Annotated in this window: 22 protein-coding genes; 19 read left to right on the top strand and 3 right to left on the bottom strand. The window is 44.0% G+C overall.

The features are described from left to right. The first annotated feature begins 44 nt into the window (after positions 1-44). From IEW26_RS12015 to IEW26_RS11970, 10 genes are all read left to right on the top strand, one after another. Positions 45-791 (top strand): cyclase family protein, encoded by a 747-nt coding sequence (locus IEW26_RS12015; protein WP_188592592.1) that lies wholly within the window; start codon positions 45-47, stop codon positions 789-791. Between the two features lie 111 nt (positions 792-902). Beyond that, on the top strand, positions 903-1,487 hold the full coding sequence (locus IEW26_RS12010; protein ID WP_188592591.1) for a chloramphenicol phosphotransferase CPT family protein: 585 nt from the start codon (positions 903-905) through the stop codon (positions 1,485-1,487). A gap of 15 nt (positions 1,488-1,502) precedes the next feature. Beyond that, the gene (locus tag IEW26_RS12005) at positions 1,503-1,985 is read left to right on the top strand and encodes a GyrI-like domain-containing protein (RefSeq protein ID WP_145403264.1); all 483 of its coding nucleotides are present in this window, start codon (positions 1,503-1,505) and stop codon (positions 1,983-1,985) included. A 365-nt stretch (positions 1,986-2,350) separates the two neighbouring features. Then, a complete protein-coding gene (locus IEW26_RS12000) occupies positions 2,351-3,172 on the top strand; it encodes a transporter substrate-binding domain-containing protein (RefSeq protein WP_188592590.1) in 822 nt (273 codons plus the stop codon). A 27-nt stretch (positions 3,173-3,199) separates the two neighbouring features. Then, positions 3,200-3,895, top strand: a complete 696-nt coding sequence (locus IEW26_RS11995) for an amino acid ABC transporter permease (protein WP_145403262.1) — start codon at positions 3,200-3,202, stop codon at positions 3,893-3,895. Further along, positions 3,892-4,602 carry an amino acid ABC transporter permease gene (locus IEW26_RS11990; RefSeq protein ID WP_188592589.1) on the top strand — a complete coding sequence of 237 codons (711 nt, stop codon included), beginning with the start codon at positions 3,892-3,894 and terminating at the stop codon, positions 4,600-4,602. Before IEW26_RS11995 ends, IEW26_RS11990 begins: the two co-directional genes overlap by 4 nt. Then, the gene (locus IEW26_RS11985) at positions 4,599-5,351 is read left to right on the top strand and encodes an amino acid ABC transporter ATP-binding protein (RefSeq protein ID WP_188592588.1); all 753 of its coding nucleotides are present in this window, start codon (positions 4,599-4,601) and stop codon (positions 5,349-5,351) included. The genes IEW26_RS11990 and IEW26_RS11985 overlap by 4 nt, the downstream gene beginning before the upstream one ends. Positions 5,352-5,399: 48 nt before the next feature. Next, the gene (locus tag IEW26_RS11980) at positions 5,400-6,410 is read left to right on the top strand and encodes an LLM class flavin-dependent oxidoreductase (protein ID WP_188592587.1); all 1,011 of its coding nucleotides are present in this window, start codon (positions 5,400-5,402) and stop codon (positions 6,408-6,410) included. Between the two features lie 61 nt (positions 6,411-6,471). Beyond that, a complete protein-coding gene (locus tag IEW26_RS11975) occupies positions 6,472-6,966 on the top strand; it encodes a DinB family protein (protein ID WP_188592586.1) in 495 nt (164 codons plus the stop codon). Then, complete coding sequence (locus IEW26_RS11970) at positions 6,966-7,550, top strand: GNAT family N-acetyltransferase (RefSeq protein ID WP_188592585.1); 585 nt, start codon at positions 6,966-6,968, stop codon at positions 7,548-7,550. Before IEW26_RS11975 ends, IEW26_RS11970 begins: the two co-directional genes overlap by 1 nt. Positions 7,551-7,639: 89 nt before the next feature. On the opposite strand, the gene IEW26_RS11965 is transcribed toward IEW26_RS11970, so the two are convergent. Then, complete coding sequence (locus IEW26_RS11965) at positions 7,640-9,169, bottom strand: collagen-like protein (protein WP_229729820.1); 1,530 nt, start codon at positions 9,167-9,169, stop codon at positions 7,640-7,642. A 267-nt stretch (positions 9,170-9,436) separates the two neighbouring features. Here IEW26_RS11965 and IEW26_RS11960 point away from each other — a divergent pair, with 267 nt between their 5' ends. From IEW26_RS11960 to IEW26_RS11925, 8 genes are all read left to right on the top strand, one after another. Next, positions 9,437-9,715, top strand: a complete 279-nt coding sequence (locus tag IEW26_RS11960; RefSeq protein WP_188592584.1) for a hypothetical protein — start codon at positions 9,437-9,439, stop codon at positions 9,713-9,715. Between the two features lie 151 nt (positions 9,716-9,866). After that, positions 9,867-10,907 carry an ABC transporter substrate-binding protein gene (locus tag IEW26_RS11955; RefSeq protein ID WP_188592583.1) on the top strand — a complete coding sequence of 347 codons (1,041 nt, stop codon included), beginning with the start codon at positions 9,867-9,869 and terminating at the stop codon, positions 10,905-10,907. A gap of 1 nt (position 10,908) precedes the next feature. Next, on the top strand, positions 10,909-11,685 hold the full coding sequence (locus tag IEW26_RS11950; RefSeq protein WP_188592582.1) for a (2Fe-2S)-binding protein: 777 nt from the start codon (positions 10,909-10,911) through the stop codon (positions 11,683-11,685). A 278-nt stretch (positions 11,686-11,963) separates the two neighbouring features. Next, positions 11,964-13,700 carry a helix-turn-helix domain-containing protein gene (locus IEW26_RS11945; RefSeq protein WP_188592581.1) on the top strand — a complete coding sequence of 579 codons (1,737 nt, stop codon included), beginning with the start codon at positions 11,964-11,966 and terminating at the stop codon, positions 13,698-13,700. 770 nt (positions 13,701-14,470) lie between these two features. Then, on the top strand, positions 14,471-15,595 hold the full coding sequence (locus tag IEW26_RS11940) for a GntR family transcriptional regulator (RefSeq protein WP_188592580.1): 1,125 nt from the start codon (positions 14,471-14,473) through the stop codon (positions 15,593-15,595). A 555-nt stretch (positions 15,596-16,150) separates the two neighbouring features. Continuing rightward, entirely contained in the window at positions 16,151-17,452 is a 1,302-nt protein-coding gene (locus IEW26_RS11935; RefSeq protein ID WP_188592579.1) for an ABC transporter substrate-binding protein, read from the top strand. A gap of 70 nt (positions 17,453-17,522) precedes the next feature. Continuing rightward, positions 17,523-18,458 (top strand): carbohydrate ABC transporter permease, encoded by a 936-nt coding sequence (locus IEW26_RS11930; protein WP_154982874.1) that lies wholly within the window; start codon positions 17,523-17,525, stop codon positions 18,456-18,458. A 16-nt stretch (positions 18,459-18,474) separates the two neighbouring features. Continuing rightward, positions 18,475-19,311 carry a carbohydrate ABC transporter permease gene (locus IEW26_RS11925; RefSeq protein ID WP_188592578.1) on the top strand — a complete coding sequence of 279 codons (837 nt, stop codon included), beginning with the start codon at positions 18,475-18,477 and terminating at the stop codon, positions 19,309-19,311. Positions 19,312-19,880: 569 nt separating this feature from the next. Here the strand turns inward: IEW26_RS11925 and IEW26_RS11920 are convergent. Both IEW26_RS11920 and IEW26_RS11915 read right to left on the bottom strand, forming a co-directional pair. Next, on the bottom strand, positions 19,881-20,324 hold the full coding sequence (locus IEW26_RS11920; protein WP_229729819.1) for a hypothetical protein: 444 nt from the start codon (positions 20,322-20,324) through the stop codon (positions 19,881-19,883). Positions 20,325-20,410: 86 nt separating this feature from the next. Further along, the gene (locus tag IEW26_RS11915; protein ID WP_188592576.1) at positions 20,411-21,244 is read right to left on the bottom strand and encodes a hypothetical protein; all 834 of its coding nucleotides are present in this window, start codon (positions 21,242-21,244) and stop codon (positions 20,411-20,413) included. Between the two features lie 462 nt (positions 21,245-21,706). On the opposite strand from IEW26_RS11915, the gene IEW26_RS11910 reads away from it, so the two are divergent. Next, the gene (locus IEW26_RS11910; protein WP_188592575.1) at positions 21,707-22,120 is read left to right on the top strand and encodes a hypothetical protein; all 414 of its coding nucleotides are present in this window, start codon (positions 21,707-21,709) and stop codon (positions 22,118-22,120) included. Positions 22,121-22,159: the final 39 nt, after the last annotated feature.

The raw sequence follows: 22,159 nt of genomic DNA, 5'->3' as shown, positions 1-22,159 counted from the left end.
TTGCTGGTAAAATATAGATAAGTTTGAATATGGAGGCGTATCTTTTGCAATCTTCAGAGCTTGTCCGTCAATTTATGAATTGTTTTAATCAACTGAATGTATACGATATTTCCCCTGTGTTTGAAACGAATATGCCAGGATTTCATCATCATCCGTCCCTCGGTATTGTGGAGAATCATCGTAACTTTTGCCATCACGGGTACTATGCACAGACGTTAATTATATCAGAGCACACGGGCTCACACGTAGATGCCCCGGTTCATTGTCATGGAGAGAAGGCAACGATTGATCAGCTTCCGATAGATTGTCTAATTGGTCCTTACAAGAAATACGATCTGGTAAACTATGCTCTTGAAGCAGGCAAACCTGTTGGAATAGATATACTCCGAGAGGTAGAGGAGCGGGATCACTTTTCTGTTCAGGCCGGGGATATTGTACTGATTGACTTTGGCTGGGATCAATACTATAAACCGGACGCGGGCGGCAAGGAAAGAGACTGGTGGGGGAAAAATGAACCAGGTTTAACCAGCGAGGTGTGCCAATACTTTTACGAATCGGGAATTAAAGCTATTGGAGCAGATACTCCGGGGGTAGATATTTGTATGGTGAATGGGGAAATTTTGAGCGCCCCAGGTCATGCCGAATATTTTTTACCCAACAAGATCTTGATTATGGAAGGGTTCAGCAGAATGAATCAGGCCCCGGCAACAGGCATATTCATGGCACTACCTTTGAAAATTAAAAATGGATCTGGCTCACCGATTCGCCCGATATTGCTGGCTTATGAATGATCAAAGGAGAAGAGCGATGATTTCAATTCAACCTGTTGAATACGAACAAAAAACTATTCTGAGAAATATGTTCTGGTAGGGAGAACAAACCAAATCATAAGGGGGATTTATATGGAACGAGGACTTATTATATTCTTGAACGGAACGTCAAGCTCGGGAAAATCAAGCATCGCGGAGGAAATGAAAAAGCAGGCAGAGATTCCGTTACATCATCTGTCTGTAGATCAATTTTTCCTAAATTATGAGCAGTTTATCGACAATACATACCCGGATATACAACCTACAAGAGAATTAGATGCAAATGCAATGACGGATATTCTTATTGACCCGATTGGCTCATTATACTATGCAACTATTAAATTGTTCTCGGAGATGGGCTTGAATGTCATCGTGGATACGGTCATCTCCAACGACAAGTTTTTCAATGATTTTTATGATGTGCTTGCAGATTATCCGATTATGTTTGTAGGCGTGCATTGCTCCAAAGAAGAACTTACCCGAAGAGAGCAGAGCAGGGAAAATCGCGCAGTTGGACTTGCTCTTTCTCAATTCGATTATGTCTATGCCTATGAAGAGTATGATCTGGAAGTGAACACAGAAGAACTCAGCTCAGCTGCATGTGCCGAGAAAATACTGCAATACATGCAGTCCGATCAGAAATACTCGGCCTTTAAGAAAATAAATCGAAGAGACTGAAGGAGATGAAGGGTGATGGGTAAAGAGCTTTCGAGATCATTTGACATTGAAGTAGTGAATAGGGAATATAAGCTCGTAGGCCTGTGTGAGACGGGGAATTTTCCAGATGCATTCCCTGAGCTCGCGGTTGAGGTTCAACGTGCATTCTGGGATCGTAGAAAGGAAATTAAACATGGCAAAGATTACGAAGTATTATTCAGTCCGTTCATGTGTAATGGCATTATAGCTACGTATTTTGGTTGTGTCGAGGTGACAGAGATTGCGGATGTTCCAGAAGGAATGTTGGCTTTTGTACTGCCAGAAACCACCTATGTCAAAGTACTGTGTACGAATAAAACCATTGGAGAAGGCCACGATAAGCTTCATGAATGGATCAGGCAGAATGGATATGAGCCTCAATTATACGGTTCGAGTCAGATCGAGATTTATTATATCGATGAAGAAGCAGATGAAGAGCCTGTCGAAATCCTCTTTCCAGTCAGCAAAGTTAACCCATAATATAGAATACACGAGATGATAACAGTTCGGAAGGTATGGATTCCCTGGGGCAGGGAATCTATACCTTTCTTTTTTGAACAAGTTCATTGATGCATCAGATATGAAGGCTGCTGCTTTATGTTAGCCAAGCGACTTGGCTACCTATGGGCGTTTCCCCGAGTGACTGCGATGACGTTTCATCCTCAACATGTGACTTGGGTGTAATCGAACCCATTGAATATTTTATTTATATATAGAATTGTTCTATAAGTAAACCCGTTGACGATGTTCCTGTTGGGATGCTATTTTTAGATCAATTAATTCCTAGTTAACATGTAAGAATTAATGGTTTAAAAATAATGGCACACATAACGGGGGAGAAAAACATGAAAAAATGGTCTGTTCTAACACTTACAACTGCAATCGTATTAGCGCTGACAGGATGCAGCACCGGGGCGAAGACGGCATCAGGAGCTGATGGAGCGAAAGAACCAACCAAGATTATTGTGGGAACAGGCACACAATTTCCGAATGTCGCTTTTATTGACGAAAATAACAAGCTGACGGGATATGATGTAGAACTCGTCAGAGAAATTGATAAACGACTTGATGATTACGAGTTCGAGTTTAAAACGATGGAGTTCACGAACTTGCTGCTCAGCCTTGAAACGAACAAGATTGATATGGTTGCGCATCAGATGGAGAAAAATCCGGAGCGCGAACAGAAATATTTATTTAATAAAGAAGCGTATTCTCACTGGAAGAACAAAATCGCTGTTCTCAAAGATGACAATACCATTCATTCCATTGACGATCTGAAAGGCAAAAAAGTGTTAACGACAGCCACCAGTGCCCAGGCCATCTTGCTGGAAAACTACAACAAGCAGAATAACAATGCACTTGATATTGTGTATTCAAGCGGTGTGGCGAACGATTCTATCGCACAGCTCAAGGCTGGACGGGTTGCAGCGTTTGTAGCGGCGGACTTTACACTTCCACTCGTTGATCCAAACGGCGATCTCAAACTGGTGGGTCCACCACTCAGTGAATCGGATACCCTGTTTATGTTCCGCAAAGATGATCCGGATGAGCAAAAGCTCGCGGACCGCATCGATGAAGCGCTGAAGGAAATCAAGGCAGACGGTACGTTGAAGAAACTGAGTGAGCAGTGGCTTGGCTTTGACGCTACGCAATCGGAAAGCAAATAACACGTAGACGAAAGGCAGGTCGCAGCGATGGGTGCACCATTTGAATTCAGTTATGTCATTGACTACTTTGTAAAGCTCCTACCCACCATCAGTACTACGCTTCTAATTGTAGTTAGTGCAATGGTGTTTGGACTAATCATCAGTTCCATCGCGGCACTGCCGCAGATGTACAATATTCCGGTGCTGAAACAGCTGTCTAAGCTGTATGTGTCCTTTTTTCGCGGTACACCGATCTTGATTCAGCTGTTCTTGTTCTATTACGGTGTGCCGGAAATTTTGGGTTTGTTCGGTATCAATGCGAACCGCGCACCTGCAATCTACTTTGTCATTCTGACTTACTCGCTCCATAGCGGAGCGTTTATGGTAGAGATGATTCGGGCTTCCGTCGCTTCCGTAGATCGGGGCCAGGTAGAAGCTGCTTATGCCATGGGCATGTCTGGCCCGCAAGCGTTCTTCCGGATTGTATTGCCGCAGGCTTATGTGACGGCATTGCCTATATTCGCCAACATGGTCATTGGCAGTCTGAAGGATACATCCCTTGCCTTCAGTGTTGGTGTCATGGAGATGACGGGCAAATCGTCTACACTGGCAACGATCTCTCGTCACTTTATTGAAGCGTATATCTCGCTGGCTCTCATTTATTTTGTTTTGAGTTTTGTGCTGGAGCGGGTGTTCGGTGTGCTTGAGCGGAGAGTGCAGAAGAGGGGGTTTGCTCCGATATGAGCTTTGATCTTTCCTTTGTATGGACCGCTTTCGTGCAGCTTCTCGGTGTCATTCCGATTACACTGGCCATCACGGTGGTCTCGGTGGTTCTCGGTTTTATCATCGGCACAGTGGTGGCACTTCTCCGCCAGTTTCGGGTTCCTGTTCTGAGCCAGCTGGCGACTGCCTATGTTACGTTTATTCGCGGTACACCCATGATCACACATCTGCTTCTGATCTATTTCGGTCTGCCGATGATCATTGACAGCGTGTCTTCATCACTCGGACTTGGGTTCAACTCATCGTCCATTCCATTGATCGGCTTTGCTTACCTGTCATTCTCGATTACCGCGGGTGCTTATGCGTCAGAGATTGTCAGATCCGGCTTGCTCTCGGTGGATCGCGGGCAGATTGAAGCCGCGTATTCTCTGGGCATGACAGCGACAAAGGCACTGCGGAGAATTGTGCTGCCGCAGGCTTTTGCAGCCAGTCTGCCCAACATTTCAAACATGCTGATTGGCATGCTGCATGGCTCTACACTGGCCTTTGCGGTATCGGTGGTGGAGATTAACGCCAAGGCGCAAATTGTAGCATCAACCAACTGGAAATTTTTCGAGGCTTACGTGGCGGCAGCCCTCATTTTCTGGGGGCTGACCATCATGATTGAAAGACTGACCGCAGTGGCAGAGAAGCGGTTCAGGTCGTACAACCGGGGAGGCGTGTCATGATTGAACTAAAGCAAATACACAAAAGCTTCGGAGACAATAAGGTGCTGTCAGGAATTAATCTGAATGTGGCGCGCGGAGAGGTCGTTGCGATTCTGGGGCCCAGTGGATCAGGCAAAACAACGCTGCTGCGCTGCATGAACTATTTGGAAAAACCGGATTCCGGGCATATCACACTGGGTGATTTTACCTTGGATTACGGGAAGCACACCAAAAAAGACATCCATGCCTTACGCCAAAAATCAGCGATGGTCTTCCAGCAATATAATCTGTTCCGCCACAAAACAGCGTTGCAAAATGTGATGGAAGGACTTGTGGCTGTCCGCAAAGTGCCAAAAGAGGAAGCACGGACGCGGAGTGTCGCCCTGCTTGAAAAGGTAGGTCTCGGGAACAAGCTCGATTCATACCCTAGCCAGCTTTCAGGTGGACAACAACAACGCGTCGGAATCGCCCGTGCGCTGGCGATGAACCCGGAGGTTATTCTGTTTGACGAACCGACCTCCGCGCTGGACCCTGAACTTGTAGGTGAGGTGCTGGCGGTTATTCGCCAGATTGCGGAGGAAGGCATAACGATGATCATCGTGACTCACGAGATGGGCTTTGCACAGGAAGTGGCGAACCACGTTGTATTTATGGATGGCGGGGTTATTGTGGAAGAAGGAGAGCCAAAGCAGCTGTTCCGCTATCCGAAGGAAGAACGGACGAAGCAGTTTCTCAAACGCATTACGCCGGATAGTGCGTATTCCATATAAGAAAACGGGATAAGAAACATCAGAAGAAATATCTAAGGGGGAAGAAAAATGTCATTTACATTAGGGATTTTGGATCAAAGCATTGTATTTCCGGGCCAGTCGGCTGCGGAGGCGTTGAAAAATACCGTAGAAGTGGCGAAGCTTGCAGAATCACTTGGATATGACCGATTTTGGGTAGCAGAGCACCATGACTCCGCAGGTGTTGCCGGTTCCTCGCCAGAAGTGCTCGTTTCGTATCTGCTCGCACAGACTCAAAAAATCCGGATCGGCTCCGGTGGTGTCATGCTCCAGCATTATAGCCCATATAAGGTGGCGGAAAACTTCAATGTGCTTGCCACACTGGCTCCGGGGCGGGTTGAAATAGGGGTCGGGCGTGCTCCAGGCGGCTTGCCTCGTTCCACGAAGGCATTGCAAAAGGGAATTGCAGAGCCGGAAACACTGGATGACAAACTGGTAGAACTGAAGAACTTCCTGAATGCTCCAGCAGGTGAAACCCATGCGCAGCCAGGACTGACAGCCCATCCGTTACCGGGACAGCCTGCACGTATTTACATGCTCGGCACGAGTGTTTCCAGTGCGGAGCTTGCAGCAAAGCAGGGGCTCCCTTATGCGTTCGCGCTGTTTATCAACAGTGATCCCGAGACGGCACGCGCTGCGCTGGATACGTACCGCACGCAGTTTAACACGGAACATGGCGGAGAGCCTGAAGCTATTCTGGCTTTGTCGGTTATTGCAGCAGATACGGAAGAAGAGGCTAATGCACTGGCGGGACAGCACAAAACGGTGCGTGCAACACTGGCGAGTGGCAAAACCGTGAATGTGCAGACGTTGGAGCAGGCAGCGGAATTCGCAAGGCAAGCGGGAGAAGCATATACGGCGGTTGAGCGCGAAGCGGACATTACACGTGGCACCAAGGAAACCGTGCGGAAGCGACTGCTTGAGCTGTCGGAGGAATACGGCGTAAACAGCTTTGTGTTTACAACAATTATTCCTGATTTTGAACAACGAACCCGTTCGTTCCAATTGCTTAAAGAAGCATTTACAGGAGAATTAGTGTAAGCACAGAAATTCCTGAAATCAGTATTTTAGTTAAACTTATATAGATCGGAGAGCGGTAATTATGGGGAACACAACAGTGAAGACAGAATCGATTATATCAGCATATGTACACGCTTATGAAGAGATTGAACAGGAGATTGCGGGTCTGACCGAGCAGCAGTTGAAATGGAAGTCTTCCCCATCCTCCTGGAGTGTTACTGAAGTGCTGGCACATCTGGTGGATCATAGCATCGTCGTTTCCTTTCGCATCCGGGAAATATTAGCGGGATCACAGGCAACGCTGCCTGGTTTTAATCAGGAAGCGTGGATCGTCGGGCAAAAAGCAAATGAGGAGCAGATCTCTCAGCTGATTACGATTGCCAACGGTCTGGTTCAATACAACTCAGGAATATTGGAGCGGCTGAGTGATGAAGATTGGGAGAAAACAGGCGTTAACTTCAAAGGAGAGACGGTATCTCTAGCTGCGATCATTCCGGGTTTTGTCGCTCATGTGCAGAACCATCTCAACCAGATTCGCAGAATCAAGCAAGCAGCAGCTGAAAAGCAGGTGCAGTAATGGCAAACACAGAGAGGCAATCAACGGACAGCCAACATCCGAATTCGGGTACGGGCAGCCGGGAACTGATTATCAGGGAAGCGGCTGCCAATGAAGGTCATTTGCTGGAGGCCGTCCTGTATGAAGCATACAGTCAATACGAACAGGAGCTTCCTCAGGATGCCTGGGTTGTCTATAAAGCGGGCATTGCAGAAGCGACCCGGAAATCATCAACGATTGCCAAGCTTGTCGCAGAACTGGATGGAGAAATCGTCGGCAGCGTATTTGTGTATGACTCATCCGAGACGGCATACGGCAATGCAGCGCTAGGCATCCATTCACCGATTATTCGTCTGCTGGGCGTAACTGGCAAGGCTCGCGGCAGAGGTGTGGCAACAGAGCTTATTCGGGCCAGTGTCAAACTGGCGAGGGAACGAGGTGCAGATACGTTGTACCTTCACACCTCGGACATGATGGGGTCGGCGATTCGTCTTTATGAGCGTCTGGGGTTTGAACGAGCGTTGGATAAAGAGTTTATGACAGGGGGAAACACGCTGGTCAAAAGCTATCGCTTGAAGCTGGCTGACACCCTGTTGCTTCAATAGCAACACTCGCAAGGATGACCATATTCAGAGGCTTGACGCTTGTATATACCAATGGAATCCAATTTGGAGTTCTAGTGTATAGCTATTCATCATGAAATCAACATTAGCCAGTAACAATTATTTAATGGAAGATTAGGATCAGTCGGAATTGCTGTTGTATTATAGCCCACAATAAAACTAGACGGAACGGTTGCAGAAGCCCACCCCGAAGTAAAAAATTCATTTGCAATTGTATTGCCTGAACTGAAAATATTGGTTGTACCGATATAACTTGAGTCAATTCCGATGATCCCTTTTCCTGCAGTGTTTTGGACACTATTTCCATAGGCTGCTATAAATTTAAAAATATTTAAGTTTGCGTTAAATAGTAATACAGGGACATTTCCCTCATTAATTGTAGTGCTGTTAATAAAATACAAACCAAAATCTGCACCGATAAATTCCTCAATTACTAGCAAATGACGCAAAGTAAAGGGAGAGACAAGTTGTGTATTATTGTTTACTACCAAGTTCCCTTGGAGTGTCCCTGAATTAACAGCTATATTGGTAATGATGATAAATCGGCAATCAGAATTGCCTGCGTCAGATACAAACGTATTATTGTCAATAATGCTTTCACCAGAAGTAGAGGAAATAATGATATAGTAGTATCCATTGGGACGTGAAGCAAGAGGTGCATAGGTAAAGTTGCAATTTGTTATTTGGAATTCCGTTACTTTAACGGAAATACCAAGTTCGCATACTGAAATCTCACAACGGTCGACATATATACCTGTTGCCGATAAATTATTTAATGAAATAACGGTCTCAATGCTCAATACCTGCGGGAAATTTTGGACGATAGACATATTTTGAAAAACAACATTCGATACTGTCACATTAAACATAGTGGTCACGGTATTCAGGGTAGTGGTTACAATAGTGAGTCCTATTCCTTGACCCTCAATCGTCACCGGTGTGTTAACATTGATAGTGGATGTAATCGTAAAGGTCTCAGCATCAAGCAATAATCTGTCACCAGGATTAGCAGCAGCTAAAGCCGCATCAATTGTGGTATACGTCTGCGTTGAACCTACCGGGATTGTGATACCGGTTGGAGCAGGAATAGGTCTGACCGGGGGAGGAACAGGTTGAGATAGTTTGTAAAATGTGTTTCCTGTGGAGAGGTCAATATAAATGTCTCCCAAATTACCAATTGCGCATGTGGGTTCCCCAATTCCTGTTAAAACTGGAGTTCCAGGCGGGCCTGGAGGCCCAGGTATACCTGGACCTAACTCACCAGGAAAAATCTCGAAGATCCGATTTGCAGAACTATCTAAACCAGTTACAGTCACTACAATGTTATCTGCCCCCTCCCCACCTGTTATGACACGAACACCAAAATGATCAAAATTAGCATATACATTGTCAAACGTGACAATAGAATCAGTGGTACTAAACGGATTTAAAGAAAATGCGTTTAAAAAATACACTTCTGCATTGCTCACGCCAAGCGTAGGAACCAAATACACTTCAACCTGAGCGGTTGCATTTAAATTAGCTTCATTTGATACGCTGATGGCTAGGCTGGTTACTTGACGCTTTCGATTTTCGATAACGCCTGTAGACAAAACTGTCATCTTAATCACCTCTCATACTAATATCATATTTAAGAAGTTCATAATTGATTGGACGTAGTCACGTAGTCATTTGATTGTATTATTCCTTAAATGGAAGAATCACCATATCCTATCAAGTTAAGAAGTTTCTTTCAAATGAAACGAAAATACATCTATGGTGTCAGAGATAGATGTTTTTGTGATTTGCAAAGGCATACATACATATTATTTTTAGTCAGGAATACGCGGCATTTCACGATTTAAATAGAAGAGACTGAAGGAGGAGCTATGAAGACGGAAGATCATATCCAGCAAATGTTGCAGTCTATCATTGAAAATACACAAGCCATCATCAACGATAATCAGAAACAATCCTTCGGCTCACTGGAATATTTCCTGGGACATATTCTAGAGTATCGTGATGAGAGGCAATACCTGACAGAGGATTGGCATATTCGTACACCGCGCTGGCTGGGAGAGTACGGTAATACACCGGAGGAGGAAGAGCTTCTTTCGGATATCTACCGTCTACAGGCCTATATTGCTGAAAAATTAAAAGGCGGATAGTGAATGGGGAAAATATGAATCATCATGTCGCATTAGTCCGACTGAAATGTCGCAAAAGTACATGGTAACACGATACACAGATCGTTTATACTCTCTTTATGTTTCGATAATGAAAATCATTATCACTAGTATGCATAAGGGGGATTTACAAATGAAACAAGGAACAAAGGGGCAAATGGCCGGAAGCAAAGGCTATGCTGCTCAAAAATCACGATTACTCATGGGCTTGATGCTAGCCCTGATTCTTGTCCTGACGGCTTGCGGTGCCGGAACAGGTACAGATAGCGGTAAACAATCCGAGGCAACACCTTCGGATACACCTGCGAGTACAGAGACGAAGACTGACGGTGCTTTTCCAGTAACGATCAAGGGCATGAAGGGTGATATAACCCTAAACGAAAAACCGAAGAGAATTGCAGTTCTCGATGTTAAGTTTTTAGATCAAATGTTAGCGGTTGGCGAAAAGCCGGCAGGTAGTGTTATCGCTGGAGGTAACACTGATTTTCCAGAATACTTGGGAGACCAGCCAAATGGCGTTGAAGTGTTGGGTACACGGGACGAGCCGAACCTGGAAGCCATTGTTGCACTCGACCCGGATCTGATCATCATGACTGATTTCCAAGAAAAGCAGTATGAGAGTGTAAGCAAAATTGCACCTACCCTGGTACTGGATTTCTACGAAGACTGGCGTGATACGTTAGCTACAGTAGCTAAGATTACAGACAAGCAGGACGAGGCAGAGAAAGTGCGCACAGCGTATGAAGAGAAAGTGGCAGGAATGAAAACGAAATTGGCCGAGAAGCTGGGTGATGAGACGGTAGCACTGATTCGTCCGCGTAAAGAAGGTATCCGTGTTCATGGTATCGAGCACCGTACAGGCGGTATTCTGTATAATGATCTGGGGCTGAAAATGCCTGAACTCGTCGCGGGAATCAAGGATGACACTTCTGTAGAAATCTCGATGGAGAAGGTGCCTGAGATTGGGGCAGATCGTTATTTTGTCCTGTCGGATGAGCTGTTTGCCGCAGAAGCAGAGGCGATGGTGAATAATCCGGTATGGAAGTCTCTGGATGCTGTGAAAAATAAACGCACGTATGATGTAAACTCCACATTATGGATCGCATACTACGGACCGCTTGCGATTAATCTGATTGTAGATCAGGCTTCGGAAGCCCTGCTCGGATCGAACTAATATGAGCCGATATCTCTCGACAGACGCATGGAAAGAGACGGTGGAGGATCATTCGATTTTGCTTGGCGAGCCGCCTGAACATAGTGTCCGTAGCATTGCACTGAGTGAGCTGCATGACGAAGAGGCGTGCCGAGAGTATATCAGCTGGTTTCAACATTATATTGATGCACCAGACATGAAGGTCGCCGCTTCCATGTTAGCCAAGCGACTTGGCTATCTATGGACGGCTCCGCTCGTGACTGCGATGACGTTTCATCATCAGCATGTAACCTTTCAGCTGGAGAACAGCTTTCTCTATCATCCGAAGCTCGAAGAACATGAGAAGGGTACACGGTTTCCTTTTCTAGCGGTGAACGAGCTTCGGGCTGAAGAGCTGACGGGAGACAGGCACGTTTGGCGGGAAAAAGCAGTTCAGGAGATGTTTGCGGTACAACTTACACCTTTGTTAAAGACACTGGCTACGATTGCACCTCTTTCGATGAGTATTCTCTGGGAGAATATTATGGTACGGATCGGGCGACTATTCGCTCCTGATGAAGGTGAGACGGAGCAGGAACGTAAGACCATTCGAGAGGACTTCTCCTATCTGACGCAGGTGGCGTCCGGGCAAGTGTTTGGTGAGAGAAAGAATCCATTGACCCGTTTCACCGATTGTAAGGACAATGTACATGTTGCCAAAAGTGAGCGGCTCACCTGCTGTTTCTGGTACCAGATGTCAGGGGAATATTGCCTCAAATGTCCGAAAATTGACAATGAGAAAGAATCTCAACTACAATGACAATAGCAACATTCTATCTTTGCAAAGGTAACTATAGAAGTTGAACGAATTATTTTCACAGGAACGGAGAGGACAGAAAAAACCTGAAAAAGCGAAGCGTGCGCCTTTATCACCAGATTTTCACCTTTAAGAAAAGGGAGATATCAAAAAAATCTGGAGATAACAGCGATTGGAGGGTTATTCTGTCATCGGAGTGCACGTGTAAACATCGTTTGTTTAGCTTATATAGTAGAGACATTTGCCTTAGCAAATAATGCGATTGTCAGGAGATGAGAGAAATGCCGCTGCAGGAACAGACAAGTGGTTGGAGTGATACAGCGATCAAGATGCTGGACGGATATAGCGGTACTTTGCAGACAGGCAGCGTTTTACACGAAACAGATGTAACTTCTAATGTGCTGCTGCTGGCATATGGAGGGGAAGGGGAGCTTGCAATGGATGGCGAGGGTTGCCACATTGGAGCTTCTTTTGCCTGTCATGCGGTGAAGGGATCATCCTACACGCTGACGGCCAGATCAGAGGACATTCATTATATAGTGATCAAGTACAAGGCTTCTTCCATGGAGGGAGCCTCTATTGTTATGCCTTCGTACCGAAAACACCCGCTGCGCAGAGCATTTGTGCTGAACTCGGCAGCCCACGCGGAATGGATCGAAAACGCCGAAAAAATGGTTGCCAAATGGCGCCGCGGTGAAGGACTGGAACGCTTCTATGCGAACGCCTTGCTACAGGGCATGATCTACGAGCTGATCATGGCATATGAACGGGGGCAGGGGGGGGCGGAGTCCGATATGGTGGATGTAGTCGCTTCTTATATTGCGTCACACTATCGTCAGAACCTGGAGCTGAAAGAGCTGGCTGTCCTTGCGGGCTGCAGTGTAAGACAATTGCAGCGCCGTTTCAAACAAGAAAAGCAGCTCGGACCGATGGAGTATGTCATTCAGCTGCGCATGGAAAGTGCTTCACGCATGCTGCGTCATACGGATGCTTCGATCGGTGAGATTGCGGACAAACTGGGTTATCGGGACATGTATTATTTCAGCAGGGCATTTAAAAAGTATGTTGGTGTCCCGCCGTTGCATTACCGGCATGCCGCCGCTTCGAGAACCGATGCAGACTACGCGAAGGCTCTACTGCAAAACCGCTCCGCTTCATCCTATGAATCAGCCCAAGGCCCGGTCATCTGTCATATGCAAGGGGAGTACATCGTCACTGAAACATCCCAGCGTATCGCTGTACTCGATGTGCAGTATGCGGATCATTTGCTTGCGCTGGGCTTATCTCCAGTAGGGAGTGTTGGATTAGGAAGCAGCGTGTTATCTTTCCCCCAGTGCCTTCGGGCAGGACTCCAGCACACCGAATTACTAGGTACATATGAATATCCCGATCTGCCAGCGGTAGAACGACTTGCACCGGATCTGATTATCTGCACCGAGGTCCATGAGCAGTATCTTGAACGATTAAGTGGGATCGCTCCAGTGGTGATGTTCAAGCGTAATGAAAACTGGCAGACGATCCTGAGTCTGTTCGGTGAACTGACAGGAAAGCGAGCAGAAGCCAAACAGATTATTGCGGATTATCTTCGCAGAACGGCCTTGCTGTCTGAGGAATTAGCTACAGTATTGGCAAGCAAAAGTGTAGCCCTGATCCGTCCACTAGACTCTCTCATTCGTGTGCATTCCGCCGCTCATCGCACAGGTGCTGTGCTGTACCGTGATTTGGGTTTGCCAGTTCCGTTATTTGTTGCAGACACCTCTGATACGGCCTATCATATCTCGGTTGAGAGATTACCTGCAGTGCAGGCGAGTCACTACTTTTTGCTTAGTAATGAACTTATGCAGGATGGGATATCGGCGACAGAGCAGCGTGTGTTGGGGATGCTGGATACGGGTGAGCAACAGCAGGTACATTCGGTGGATGCAGCGACATGGATTGGGTGCTATGGGCCGGTGGGGATCAATGGGATTGTGGATCAGGTTGAGCAGGCGTTGTTGGGGGGAGAAGTTGCTTTATGATGATAAGAAACGTCTAACTCGTGGGGGCTGTCCCATAAGTCGTAAACGATTAGGCATTGCTCCATTATTTAAAATGATAAAACGAAAAGAGACCGTTCCTTAATAAAGCGGAAGTGTTTGGCAGACACATATCAAAGGAGACGTTTTTTGTACATTCAAAATAGTAAGATACAATAACTTTACGTCCTAACCCATGAAAAGAAAAGCAGTGTTATATCTTTTTGTCGCATAGTCGCCTCCAATAACTAAACGTGAATGAGGCAGAGTAGGCCTTATTCACGCTATGTAATGCAATGCTAAAGATTATTTAAAATCGAGATTGTTTGATGTATATGCATTACATACAAATTTCACTATACGAAATCGATGAAGGTAAATTTTATGAAAAACAACAATTATATTACATTGAACTGTTAATTTTTAACGTGATACACGAAAGTTCGGAGAAATTATCTCCATTCAGTTGAATAGGAATGTGGGTTACTTGCAGATTGCCCACAGCTTGTGCGAGGAGTTTGGAACAATTCCAACACATTCAGCCTGATGATCCTGTCCAAGTCATGCCTTCATATGGACGCATTATCCTCGCTCGTAGATCAGCCTTGCCTCAATGTCAGCTCGTTCGGATCTCTTAAACATTTCATGGACACCATAGCATCCACTAAGATGTTGCATGCCCACAGAAGTTCGGCGGTAATCTGATTAACTTTGCGAATGACTTCTTGTGTAATATACTTAGTATATTAATATTATGATGTCAGGGTGGTCTTGTGGAATTACATTTATATGAGCAGATATATGTCTATATTGTACAAGAGATCAAAGAAGGTCGATTAAAAGAAGGAGACCGAGTCTCTTCTGAAAAAGAGTTGGCTGAACAATTTGGCGTTAGTCGCATTACATCTAAAAAGGCTCTGGAGAAATTGGCCGATTCCGGGGTGATCAAACGAATACAGGGAAAAGGTTCATTTGTGGCCGATAGTATAATTGGAGAACAAGAACCGAAGCACTATTCAGAGGTAAAACCGTCCTTGGTCCCTGAGGATGATAAGCAGTTGATCGGTTTTATTATACCGGATTTTTCTGACGAGTTTGGCCTGCGGCTTCTTAGATCGATGGAAAAGCGGAGCGCCGAGCACAATTATCAACTCATTATCAAGCGAACTTGCGGGGATCGGGATGAGGAAAAACGTGCGATCGACTTATTTATGGGTTTAGGCATCAAGGGATTAATCGTGACCCCCATTCATGGTCAACACTATAATTCGGAACTGCTTCGGCTTGTATTAGATCGGTTTCCGATTGTTTTGGCCGATAGATATCTAAAAGGAATTCCGGTTTGTTCGGTATACACAGACAATAAGAAAGCAGCCATGGATCTTACGCGACATCTGATTAGCAAAGGCCATAAAAAAATTGCCTTTTTATCTCCGCCGGAAGAGAACACTTCAACATTGGAGGAAAGGCTGCTCGGATATACGTTTGCCTTCACCCAGGAAGGGATGAATTTGAACAAAGATTATGTATTGACAAACCTGAAGGGCACCCTTCCTATAAACATAAATGGAACCGCGATTGAAAGCGATAAGGAAACAATAAAGCATTTTTTGAAACAACACCCTGATGTAAAGGCATTTGTCGCGTCGGAATTTCTAATCGCTACCATGCTGGCTCAAGTCATCCACTCGATGGGGAAATCTCAGGAGGAATTCGAGATTGTTTGTTTCGACTCCCTGAATGATTACTTGGGGCAACCCATCTTCACTCATATTAAGCAGGATGAGAAGCGGATGGGTGAATTGGCAGTGGATATGTTAATCTCTCAGCTGGATGGAGCAGCCGTTCCCGAGCTGAACATTATTGAACATCGTATGGTCGTGAAAAATAACACATAGGGTGAATACAAGCTCAGTGCAGCTCAACAAAATCAAGGATATTTTTCAATGTGTCGAAAAGCCCGCCAGGGGCTTTTCGGCACTTTTTTGATATCCAGAGATATGAACAACTTCAAAGCTTGGACCTTCCGGACCTGATATCGCAGGAAAAACTTCTTCTAAATGTCGTCTGTCTTCTGTGAAGTATGTCGATAGCCGTTTTTCTTATGGTAAAGCATGTTTCACATCACATCAGGGAATGGGGTGGGAGACAGAAGATTAACGAACCTCGAAACATCGATTCACATATCTAATTATAGTCATAGGTCATACATATTCATGTCGTAATATTGCAATTGACAGGATTTGTAATGTCATATTAATATACTTAGTATATCTAGTGTAACTAGTAGGATTCTTATAACCAATTCACTTCGTTCATCATTTTCTGATTTCAAATCATTCATATCACCAATCTTGTTAGCGCTTACATAAATTGTGGATGGATCAGAAAAGAAAGTGGATGCTATAGGAATTCAAGTTAAACGAATTCATTTAACTTAAGGGGGACTTTGAATGAGGAGATCCAAAAAAATCGCATTTCCAATTCTTGTTTACTTTCTGGCTATGTTACTACTTCTAACTGCTTGCTCAACGAAGGCAGGCTCCGGCGATCCGGCCGGAGAGGGGAATACAACGGTTACGATGTGGCATGGTCTTACCTCCATTGATTTAGATAATATGAATAAAGTCGTGAAGGCATTCGAGGAGAAAAACCCTACCATCAAAATGAATTTGGTTTATACGGAATCCAGCGAGGGATCCGATCAGAAGCTGCTGACTGCGGTCGCAGGCGGCAATCCGCCTGACGTTGCACTTTTCGACCGATTTAAGGTCGGTACTTGGGCTGCGCAGGGTTCGCTGACTGACTTATCCTCGATGGCAGCAGAATCCGGAATTCGTAAGGAAATGTATTATCCATTCGCTTGGGAGGAATCCAGTTATCAAGGAAAGCTATATGCCATGCCGATGGATACGGACTCTCGCCTGCTATTTTACAATAAGGATCATTTCAAAGAAGTAGGGCTGGATCCTAACAAACCACCACAAACGATCGCCGAGCTTGAAGCGGCCGCCGATAAGTTAACCATCAAGGAAGGTAAACGTTTCAAACGGATCGGGTTCATCCCATGGTATTCGCAAGGCTGGCTGTATACTTGGGGATGGGCATTTGGAGGCGAATTCCAGGACGCTGCCACCGGAAAAATTACTGCAAATGATCCAAAAGTCGTTGAAGCGCTGCAATGGATGACCGACTTCGGCCAAAAATACAATGTCGAGGACATTGCCGGATTCACAAGCGCAGCTGGCACGGAGGAAATGGATCCCTTCATTTCCGGTCAAGTCAGCATGAAGATCAGTGGAAACTTTACGGTTAAGGGAATCGAAAAATTTAAGCCGGATCTAAATTACGGCGTTGCACCGATACCGACTCCAACGGGAGCGGATTTTACGACATGGTCAGGAGGCGGCTCCGCTATTATTCCTAAAGGGGCCAAGAATGTCGCTGCTGCTTGGAAATTCCTCGAATTCTTAGGGAAAGAAGAGGGGCAAACGTTATTAAACGCCGACTCTCAAATTTCCGTTATCGATTCGGTTAACGACAAATACGGTTACAAGGACGATCCGATCATGAAGGAATTTATTACTATTTTACCCAATTCACACAACCGCCCGGTTATTCCTGAAGGACAGCTGTTGTGGAATGAGTTAGCTTCTGCTACGGAAAAGGCTACCCGCGGCAACGGCACTCCGAAAGAGAACCTGGATCGAGTAACAGAGACGGTTAATAAGGCTTTAGAAAAATACGACAAATAGGGTGCTCGGTAGGCAGGGAGCGAATCTTCTCCTTGCCTATTCATGAATGACAATTGGAAGGAGAATGCACATGGCGAAACCAGCCGATTCCGTTCAAGTAAGCGCAATTCCATCGGCAAGGAAACGGGCACTTCACAGAACTAACGTGATTGGGTGGCTGTTTGCTTCACCTTGGGCTATAGGGCTGCTGTGCTTTTATGCAATTCCGATGCTCATGTCCATCTACTTCAGCTTCACGACTTACAGCATTCTGCAGCCTGGTGAATTTGTCGGAATGAATAATTATCGAGATCTGTTCCAGGATCCTCTGTTTTGGAAATCCATATACAACACGATTTATTTTACCGTATTTTTTGTTCCATTAAGTATATTCTTCGGTGTGGCACTCGCTATGATGTTGAATATGAAGGTCAAGGGTATGGCTGTATTCAGAACGATCTTTTTCTTACCTACGCTCGTGCCGCAAGTGGCTCTGGCTGTTCTATGGATGTGGCTGTTACATCCAAACTTCGGATTGGTTAACGGGATGCTGGCGCATATCGGTATCGATGGGCCTTCTTGGCTTGGTGGTGAGTCGTGGTCCAAGCCTTCGCTCATTCTGATGTCGCTCTGGGGTATTGGACAAGCGGTCGTGATCTACCTTGCTGGACTAGGAGACATCCCTGATGAGTATTATGAAGCGGCACAAATCGATGGAGCTAACTGGTTTCAGAAAACGAGAAAGGTAACTCTGCCTTTGCTCACTCCCGTTATTTTCTACAACCTTGTCATGGGGATGATCGGTGCATTCCAACAGTTTACTCTTCCCTATACGTTGACCAAAGGGCAAGGTACTCCTGCGAATTCCATGACTTTTTACGTCATGTATTTATACGAGAACGGATTCAGGTATTTCAAAATGGGTTATGCCTCCGCCATGGCCTGGATTCTATTTATTATCGTTATGGCATTAACCGGAATTATTTTTATTACGTCTAAACGCTGGGTTCATTATCAAGGGAAATAAGGAGGGGAAGTAAGGGATGAATCCTATCGCGATCAAAAGAATCAATCGTGCGTTAGCTTATTTATGTCTTATTGTTGCTTCTGCATTTTTCATTACTCCGTTCATTTGGCTACTTTCGACTTCTCTTAAACCACTCACACAAATCTTTACATTCCCGCCCGAGTGGATTCCGCAACCCATTCTGTGGAGTAATTATTCCCGTGCCGTGGAGTATATCCCTTTTTGGACGTATCTGAAAAACACGGCGATTATAACCATTGCGAGTACGCTTGGTGTGATCATATCCTGTCCCTTGGTTGCATATAGTTTTGCCAAGTTAGAGTACCGCGGGAGAGGTTTACTTTTCTTTGTAACCCTTGCTGTGATGATGATTCCCGGACAGGTGACGATGATTCCGCTTTTCTTGTTATTTACTAAATTAGGTTGGGTAGGAACAGCTCTTCCACTGATTGTACCCCAATTTTTTGGAGTGCCCATTTACATTTTTCTATTGCGGCAGTTTTTCATGGGATTGCCTGATGCTCTGCGCGAAGCGGCCCGCTTAGACGGTGCTAGTGAGTTCCGCATATATTTACAGATCATGTTTCCACTAGCCAAATCTGCCGTATTAGCCGTGGCATTGTTTCAATTTATGGGGAGCTGGACTGATTTCATGGGCCCCTTGCTCTATTTAACCAATGAACCATCCTACACGGTTTCGCTCGGATTGCAGCAATTCCAGAGTCAAAAGGGTTCCGAATGGGGTCTATTAATGGCCGTATCCACCTTGATGACATTACCTATTATTGTTTTGTTCTTTTTTCTTCAAAAGACATTTATTAGCGGCATTACATTTAGCGGTATAAAAGGTTGAACAATCATGGGTATGAATAAAGCTCCAGCGATGCGGGACCCAAGGCGTGTTAGGTCGGACCTAGACTTGAGAGGCAGCTTTTCATGAGGGAAAAACAAAAGAAACCGTTTCGTAGTAAATGGAAGCGAAAGCGACCATATACCAAAGGAGACGGTTTCTTTGTACATTTTACATACTCGAGTGAGGATACATTGGACTGGGTCGGGTGTTATGAATACAGGAATGATATATGAAATAAGGGTATATGTTAAAATGATAGAAAGTTGATCCATTAAGAAAAATAGGAGGTAATACTGCGTATATTCAGTATTCAAAGCCCAATGGATGCATGGATTAGAGAGATTAAGTTTCCTAATTATTCGAAGGAATATCTCTTAACATCATATTCATGTTGCGCGGTCTTGTATTTGCAGGTATGCATGATAGGAAGGCTAAGAATCTGCAAGAAAAAAAGAATCGGCGAACCGATTCTTAAAAGTGAGTTTCATGCTCATTCTTAAAGAGTTAAAACAACAATTTTAACATGATAGCAGAATCTACATCAATTTAACCGAGTAGCTCAGCTTATCTTATTTTTGTACTTCATGATAATTACCAGTCCATGGATCAAAAACGTATGAATTTACTTCTGAATTTTTTTCCACTGAGAACATATAACCTTTTTTAATTTCATTAGATTCATCTTCAATTAACGTATTCTTCTGTTTATTAACCACATAAGGCTCTTCTAGATTCTGAGTGACCTTATCTACCGCACTTTCATACGTGTATTGAGGAAGTGTGGTTATCGTATAAATTGGAATAAATATTAAAAAGAGTGTTTGTAAAAAAAACACTATTTCTTTACGTTTTTTACTTAGTTGAACTTTTAAGAAATAACTCAGCACCATGAAAAAAACTAACACTCCAATGAAAGGAAAAAGATCTAAAATATTATTGTATCGATATTGTAAAAAAATTAAAAAAGCCACTTCTATCAGACAAGCAATAATTATTAGTCTTCTATACATCATATCTCCTTTGAATAAGTAGTTGAAGCCAACATTAATGACATCAACTTATCTTAAATATTTATTTTGTGGATTGTTTCGACATATCCTTAGTTAAGAAGCCAAGCATTGTATGCTCCGATTATGCAAAGATCAGTATTACTTCTTCCTTCGCCTTCAACTCTAATTGGTACCCATTCAACTTTTCCGTTCTTTGTATTAATCACTTTAGCATCTACGATCGTTCGCTTACTGCGAAGGCCAATCTTCCCGTTAGATCTTACTTCCAAGTCTTGTGCAGCAAATCTTCCATAAACTTGACCAGTAATAGCTTTGGTGATCTTATCAGCAACAATAGTTGTGCCCAACGCTACGAGAATAGCTACAATTATACCACCTGAGCCGACTGTGACCAGGCCGACAATGACGCCTACGATGATTGAAACTTTAGTCCCTTTATCATAATTAAGATTATAAGTTTCTCCAAAAGTGATTTTTTCTTGTTTATATAAATAACCCCATTGCTTCACATTTGGATTAGAGTTGTATGCTGAATCTACAAACGTCCAATTACTAGCAGCACTAGTAGTAAAAGATTCTTTGTTGCTAATTATCGGATCTGGAGCAACTTTTTCAATATAGTCACTCTCATTAGCATATTCTACTTTCCCATCATTATCAATTGTCTTCATATCTCTTGTTTCTTTGTTTTTAATTGTTTGAGATTCTTTTTCGCCATTTACATAAGAAGTTACAATGTATTCTTTGTCTGTTTCTTCAATTGAAACTTCCAATGTACTGCCATCCTCAGTAGGGATAACGTATGTACCGGATTCATTAGTAGAACTAGTAGTGGTGCTAAATCCACTAGCCCCTGCTACTTGAACACTTAAAATACCAACAATTAGCAGGCAAGACAACAATGACGTAAATAATTTTTTCATACAAACACTCCCTTAATTAATATACTTTTAAAACGTTTTCTAACCAATAATTTCCTAATATAATACATAATATCATTTAAGGCAAATGATTATCTTTACACCATGAGTTGTTTTTAAAAAAAGTCCGACCACCTTCTAAGCTAATTTGGTGTATAAATTAAGTGAAGATGTATCGCCTACATCTTTCTCTCGAATGTATATGTTAAAATGATAGAAAGTTTTAAAAATACAAATAACAGAAGGTTTAGCGCATGAAATGGCATAAAGTGAGAGAACTGTTCCCTGACCAATTCGTACCGTATCCGAACAAGATGCGAATAAAGAGTTTTTTCGAGTAGAGCCTGGTAACGTTGTGTATCATACTTCAAATCCAGACTTTGTGATTCATCTCCGCAAAGATCCATTAATGAAGAGCGGGATGTTGAACGGATATGGAGCAAAAGGTATAGAGGGGTAGAGCCTATGAGCGAAAGAGCTGAAAAGAAATTGAAAATGCAATTTGGCTTCATCATAATATTTATTTTTATCATTGGCGTGCAATTCATTGTCAAAAACTACTTCGTGAATCATCCCCCTGCATGGGCAGCTGCATTATCCATTTCTGGTTTTATTATATTTTGTATACTTGGACTGCTAACCTACCTTGATCTCAAGAACCAAGAGCAATTCGTAACCATTGGACAAATCGTAGATGTGAAGAAGGATAGAAATATTATTATCGTTAAAGGGCTGGGGCGAGGTCATCGTAAAATATTAATAAAAGATAGTCATATCCTGAATATGATGCAGCCAAATGAACTGATCGAAATCACGAGATTAAAATATACAAACATGATAACGAGGAAAGTGTATCAGGACCAAGAGCTACAACTTTGATCAAGTGATGAAAGAGTTGTTGTTTTTTATTTATCGATA

Origin of the sequence: Paenibacillus silvae (assembly GCF_014639235.1) — a bacterium.
In the GTDB taxonomy this organism is placed as follows: domain Bacteria; phylum Bacillota; class Bacilli; order Paenibacillales; family Paenibacillaceae; genus Paenibacillus; species Paenibacillus silvae.
The sequence above is the reverse complement of the archived record's forward strand: the minus strand, read 5'-3'. Positions and strand labels throughout refer to the sequence as shown.

Excerpts from the sequence above, each read along its gene's own strand:
- IEW26_RS12010 (WP_188592591.1), top strand. The coding sequence starts at position 903 with ATGGAACGAGGACTTATTATATTCTTGAACGGAACGTCAAGCTCGGGA.
- IEW26_RS12005 (WP_145403264.1), top strand. The coding sequence starts at position 1,503 with ATGGGTAAAGAGCTTTCGAGATCATTTGACATTGAAGTAGTGAATAGG.
- IEW26_RS12000 (WP_188592590.1), top strand. The coding sequence starts at position 2,351 with ATGAAAAAATGGTCTGTTCTAACACTTACAACTGCAATCGTATTAGCG.
- IEW26_RS11995 (WP_145403262.1), top strand. The coding sequence starts at position 3,200 with ATGGGTGCACCATTTGAATTCAGTTATGTCATTGACTACTTTGTAAAG.
- IEW26_RS11990 (WP_188592589.1), top strand. The coding sequence starts at position 3,892 with ATGAGCTTTGATCTTTCCTTTGTATGGACCGCTTTCGTGCAGCTTCTC.
- IEW26_RS11985 (WP_188592588.1), top strand. The coding sequence starts at position 4,599 with ATGATTGAACTAAAGCAAATACACAAAAGCTTCGGAGACAATAAGGTG.
- IEW26_RS11980 (WP_188592587.1), top strand. The coding sequence starts at position 5,400 with ATGTCATTTACATTAGGGATTTTGGATCAAAGCATTGTATTTCCGGGC.
- IEW26_RS11975 (WP_188592586.1), top strand. The coding sequence starts at position 6,472 with ATGGGGAACACAACAGTGAAGACAGAATCGATTATATCAGCATATGTA.
- IEW26_RS11970 (WP_188592585.1), top strand. The coding sequence starts at position 6,966 with ATGGCAAACACAGAGAGGCAATCAACGGACAGCCAACATCCGAATTCG.
- IEW26_RS11965 (WP_229729820.1), bottom strand. The coding sequence starts at position 9,169 with ATGACAGTTTTGTCTACAGGCGTTATCGAAAATCGAAAGCGTCAAGTA.
- IEW26_RS11960 (WP_188592584.1), top strand. The coding sequence starts at position 9,437 with ATGAAGACGGAAGATCATATCCAGCAAATGTTGCAGTCTATCATTGAA.
- IEW26_RS11955 (WP_188592583.1), top strand. The coding sequence starts at position 9,867 with ATGAAACAAGGAACAAAGGGGCAAATGGCCGGAAGCAAAGGCTATGCT.
- IEW26_RS11950 (WP_188592582.1), top strand. The coding sequence starts at position 10,909 with ATGAGCCGATATCTCTCGACAGACGCATGGAAAGAGACGGTGGAGGAT.
- IEW26_RS11945 (WP_188592581.1), top strand. The coding sequence starts at position 11,964 with ATGCCGCTGCAGGAACAGACAAGTGGTTGGAGTGATACAGCGATCAAG.
- IEW26_RS11935 (WP_188592579.1), top strand. The coding sequence starts at position 16,151 with ATGAGGAGATCCAAAAAAATCGCATTTCCAATTCTTGTTTACTTTCTG.
- IEW26_RS11930 (WP_154982874.1), top strand. The coding sequence starts at position 17,523 with ATGGCGAAACCAGCCGATTCCGTTCAAGTAAGCGCAATTCCATCGGCA.
- IEW26_RS11925 (WP_188592578.1), top strand. The coding sequence starts at position 18,475 with ATGAATCCTATCGCGATCAAAAGAATCAATCGTGCGTTAGCTTATTTA.
- IEW26_RS11920 (WP_229729819.1), bottom strand. The coding sequence starts at position 20,324 with ATGATGTATAGAAGACTAATAATTATTGCTTGTCTGATAGAAGTGGCT.
- IEW26_RS11915 (WP_188592576.1), bottom strand. The coding sequence starts at position 21,244 with ATGAAAAAATTATTTACGTCATTGTTGTCTTGCCTGCTAATTGTTGGT.
- IEW26_RS11910 (WP_188592575.1), top strand. The coding sequence starts at position 21,707 with ATGAGCGAAAGAGCTGAAAAGAAATTGAAAATGCAATTTGGCTTCATC.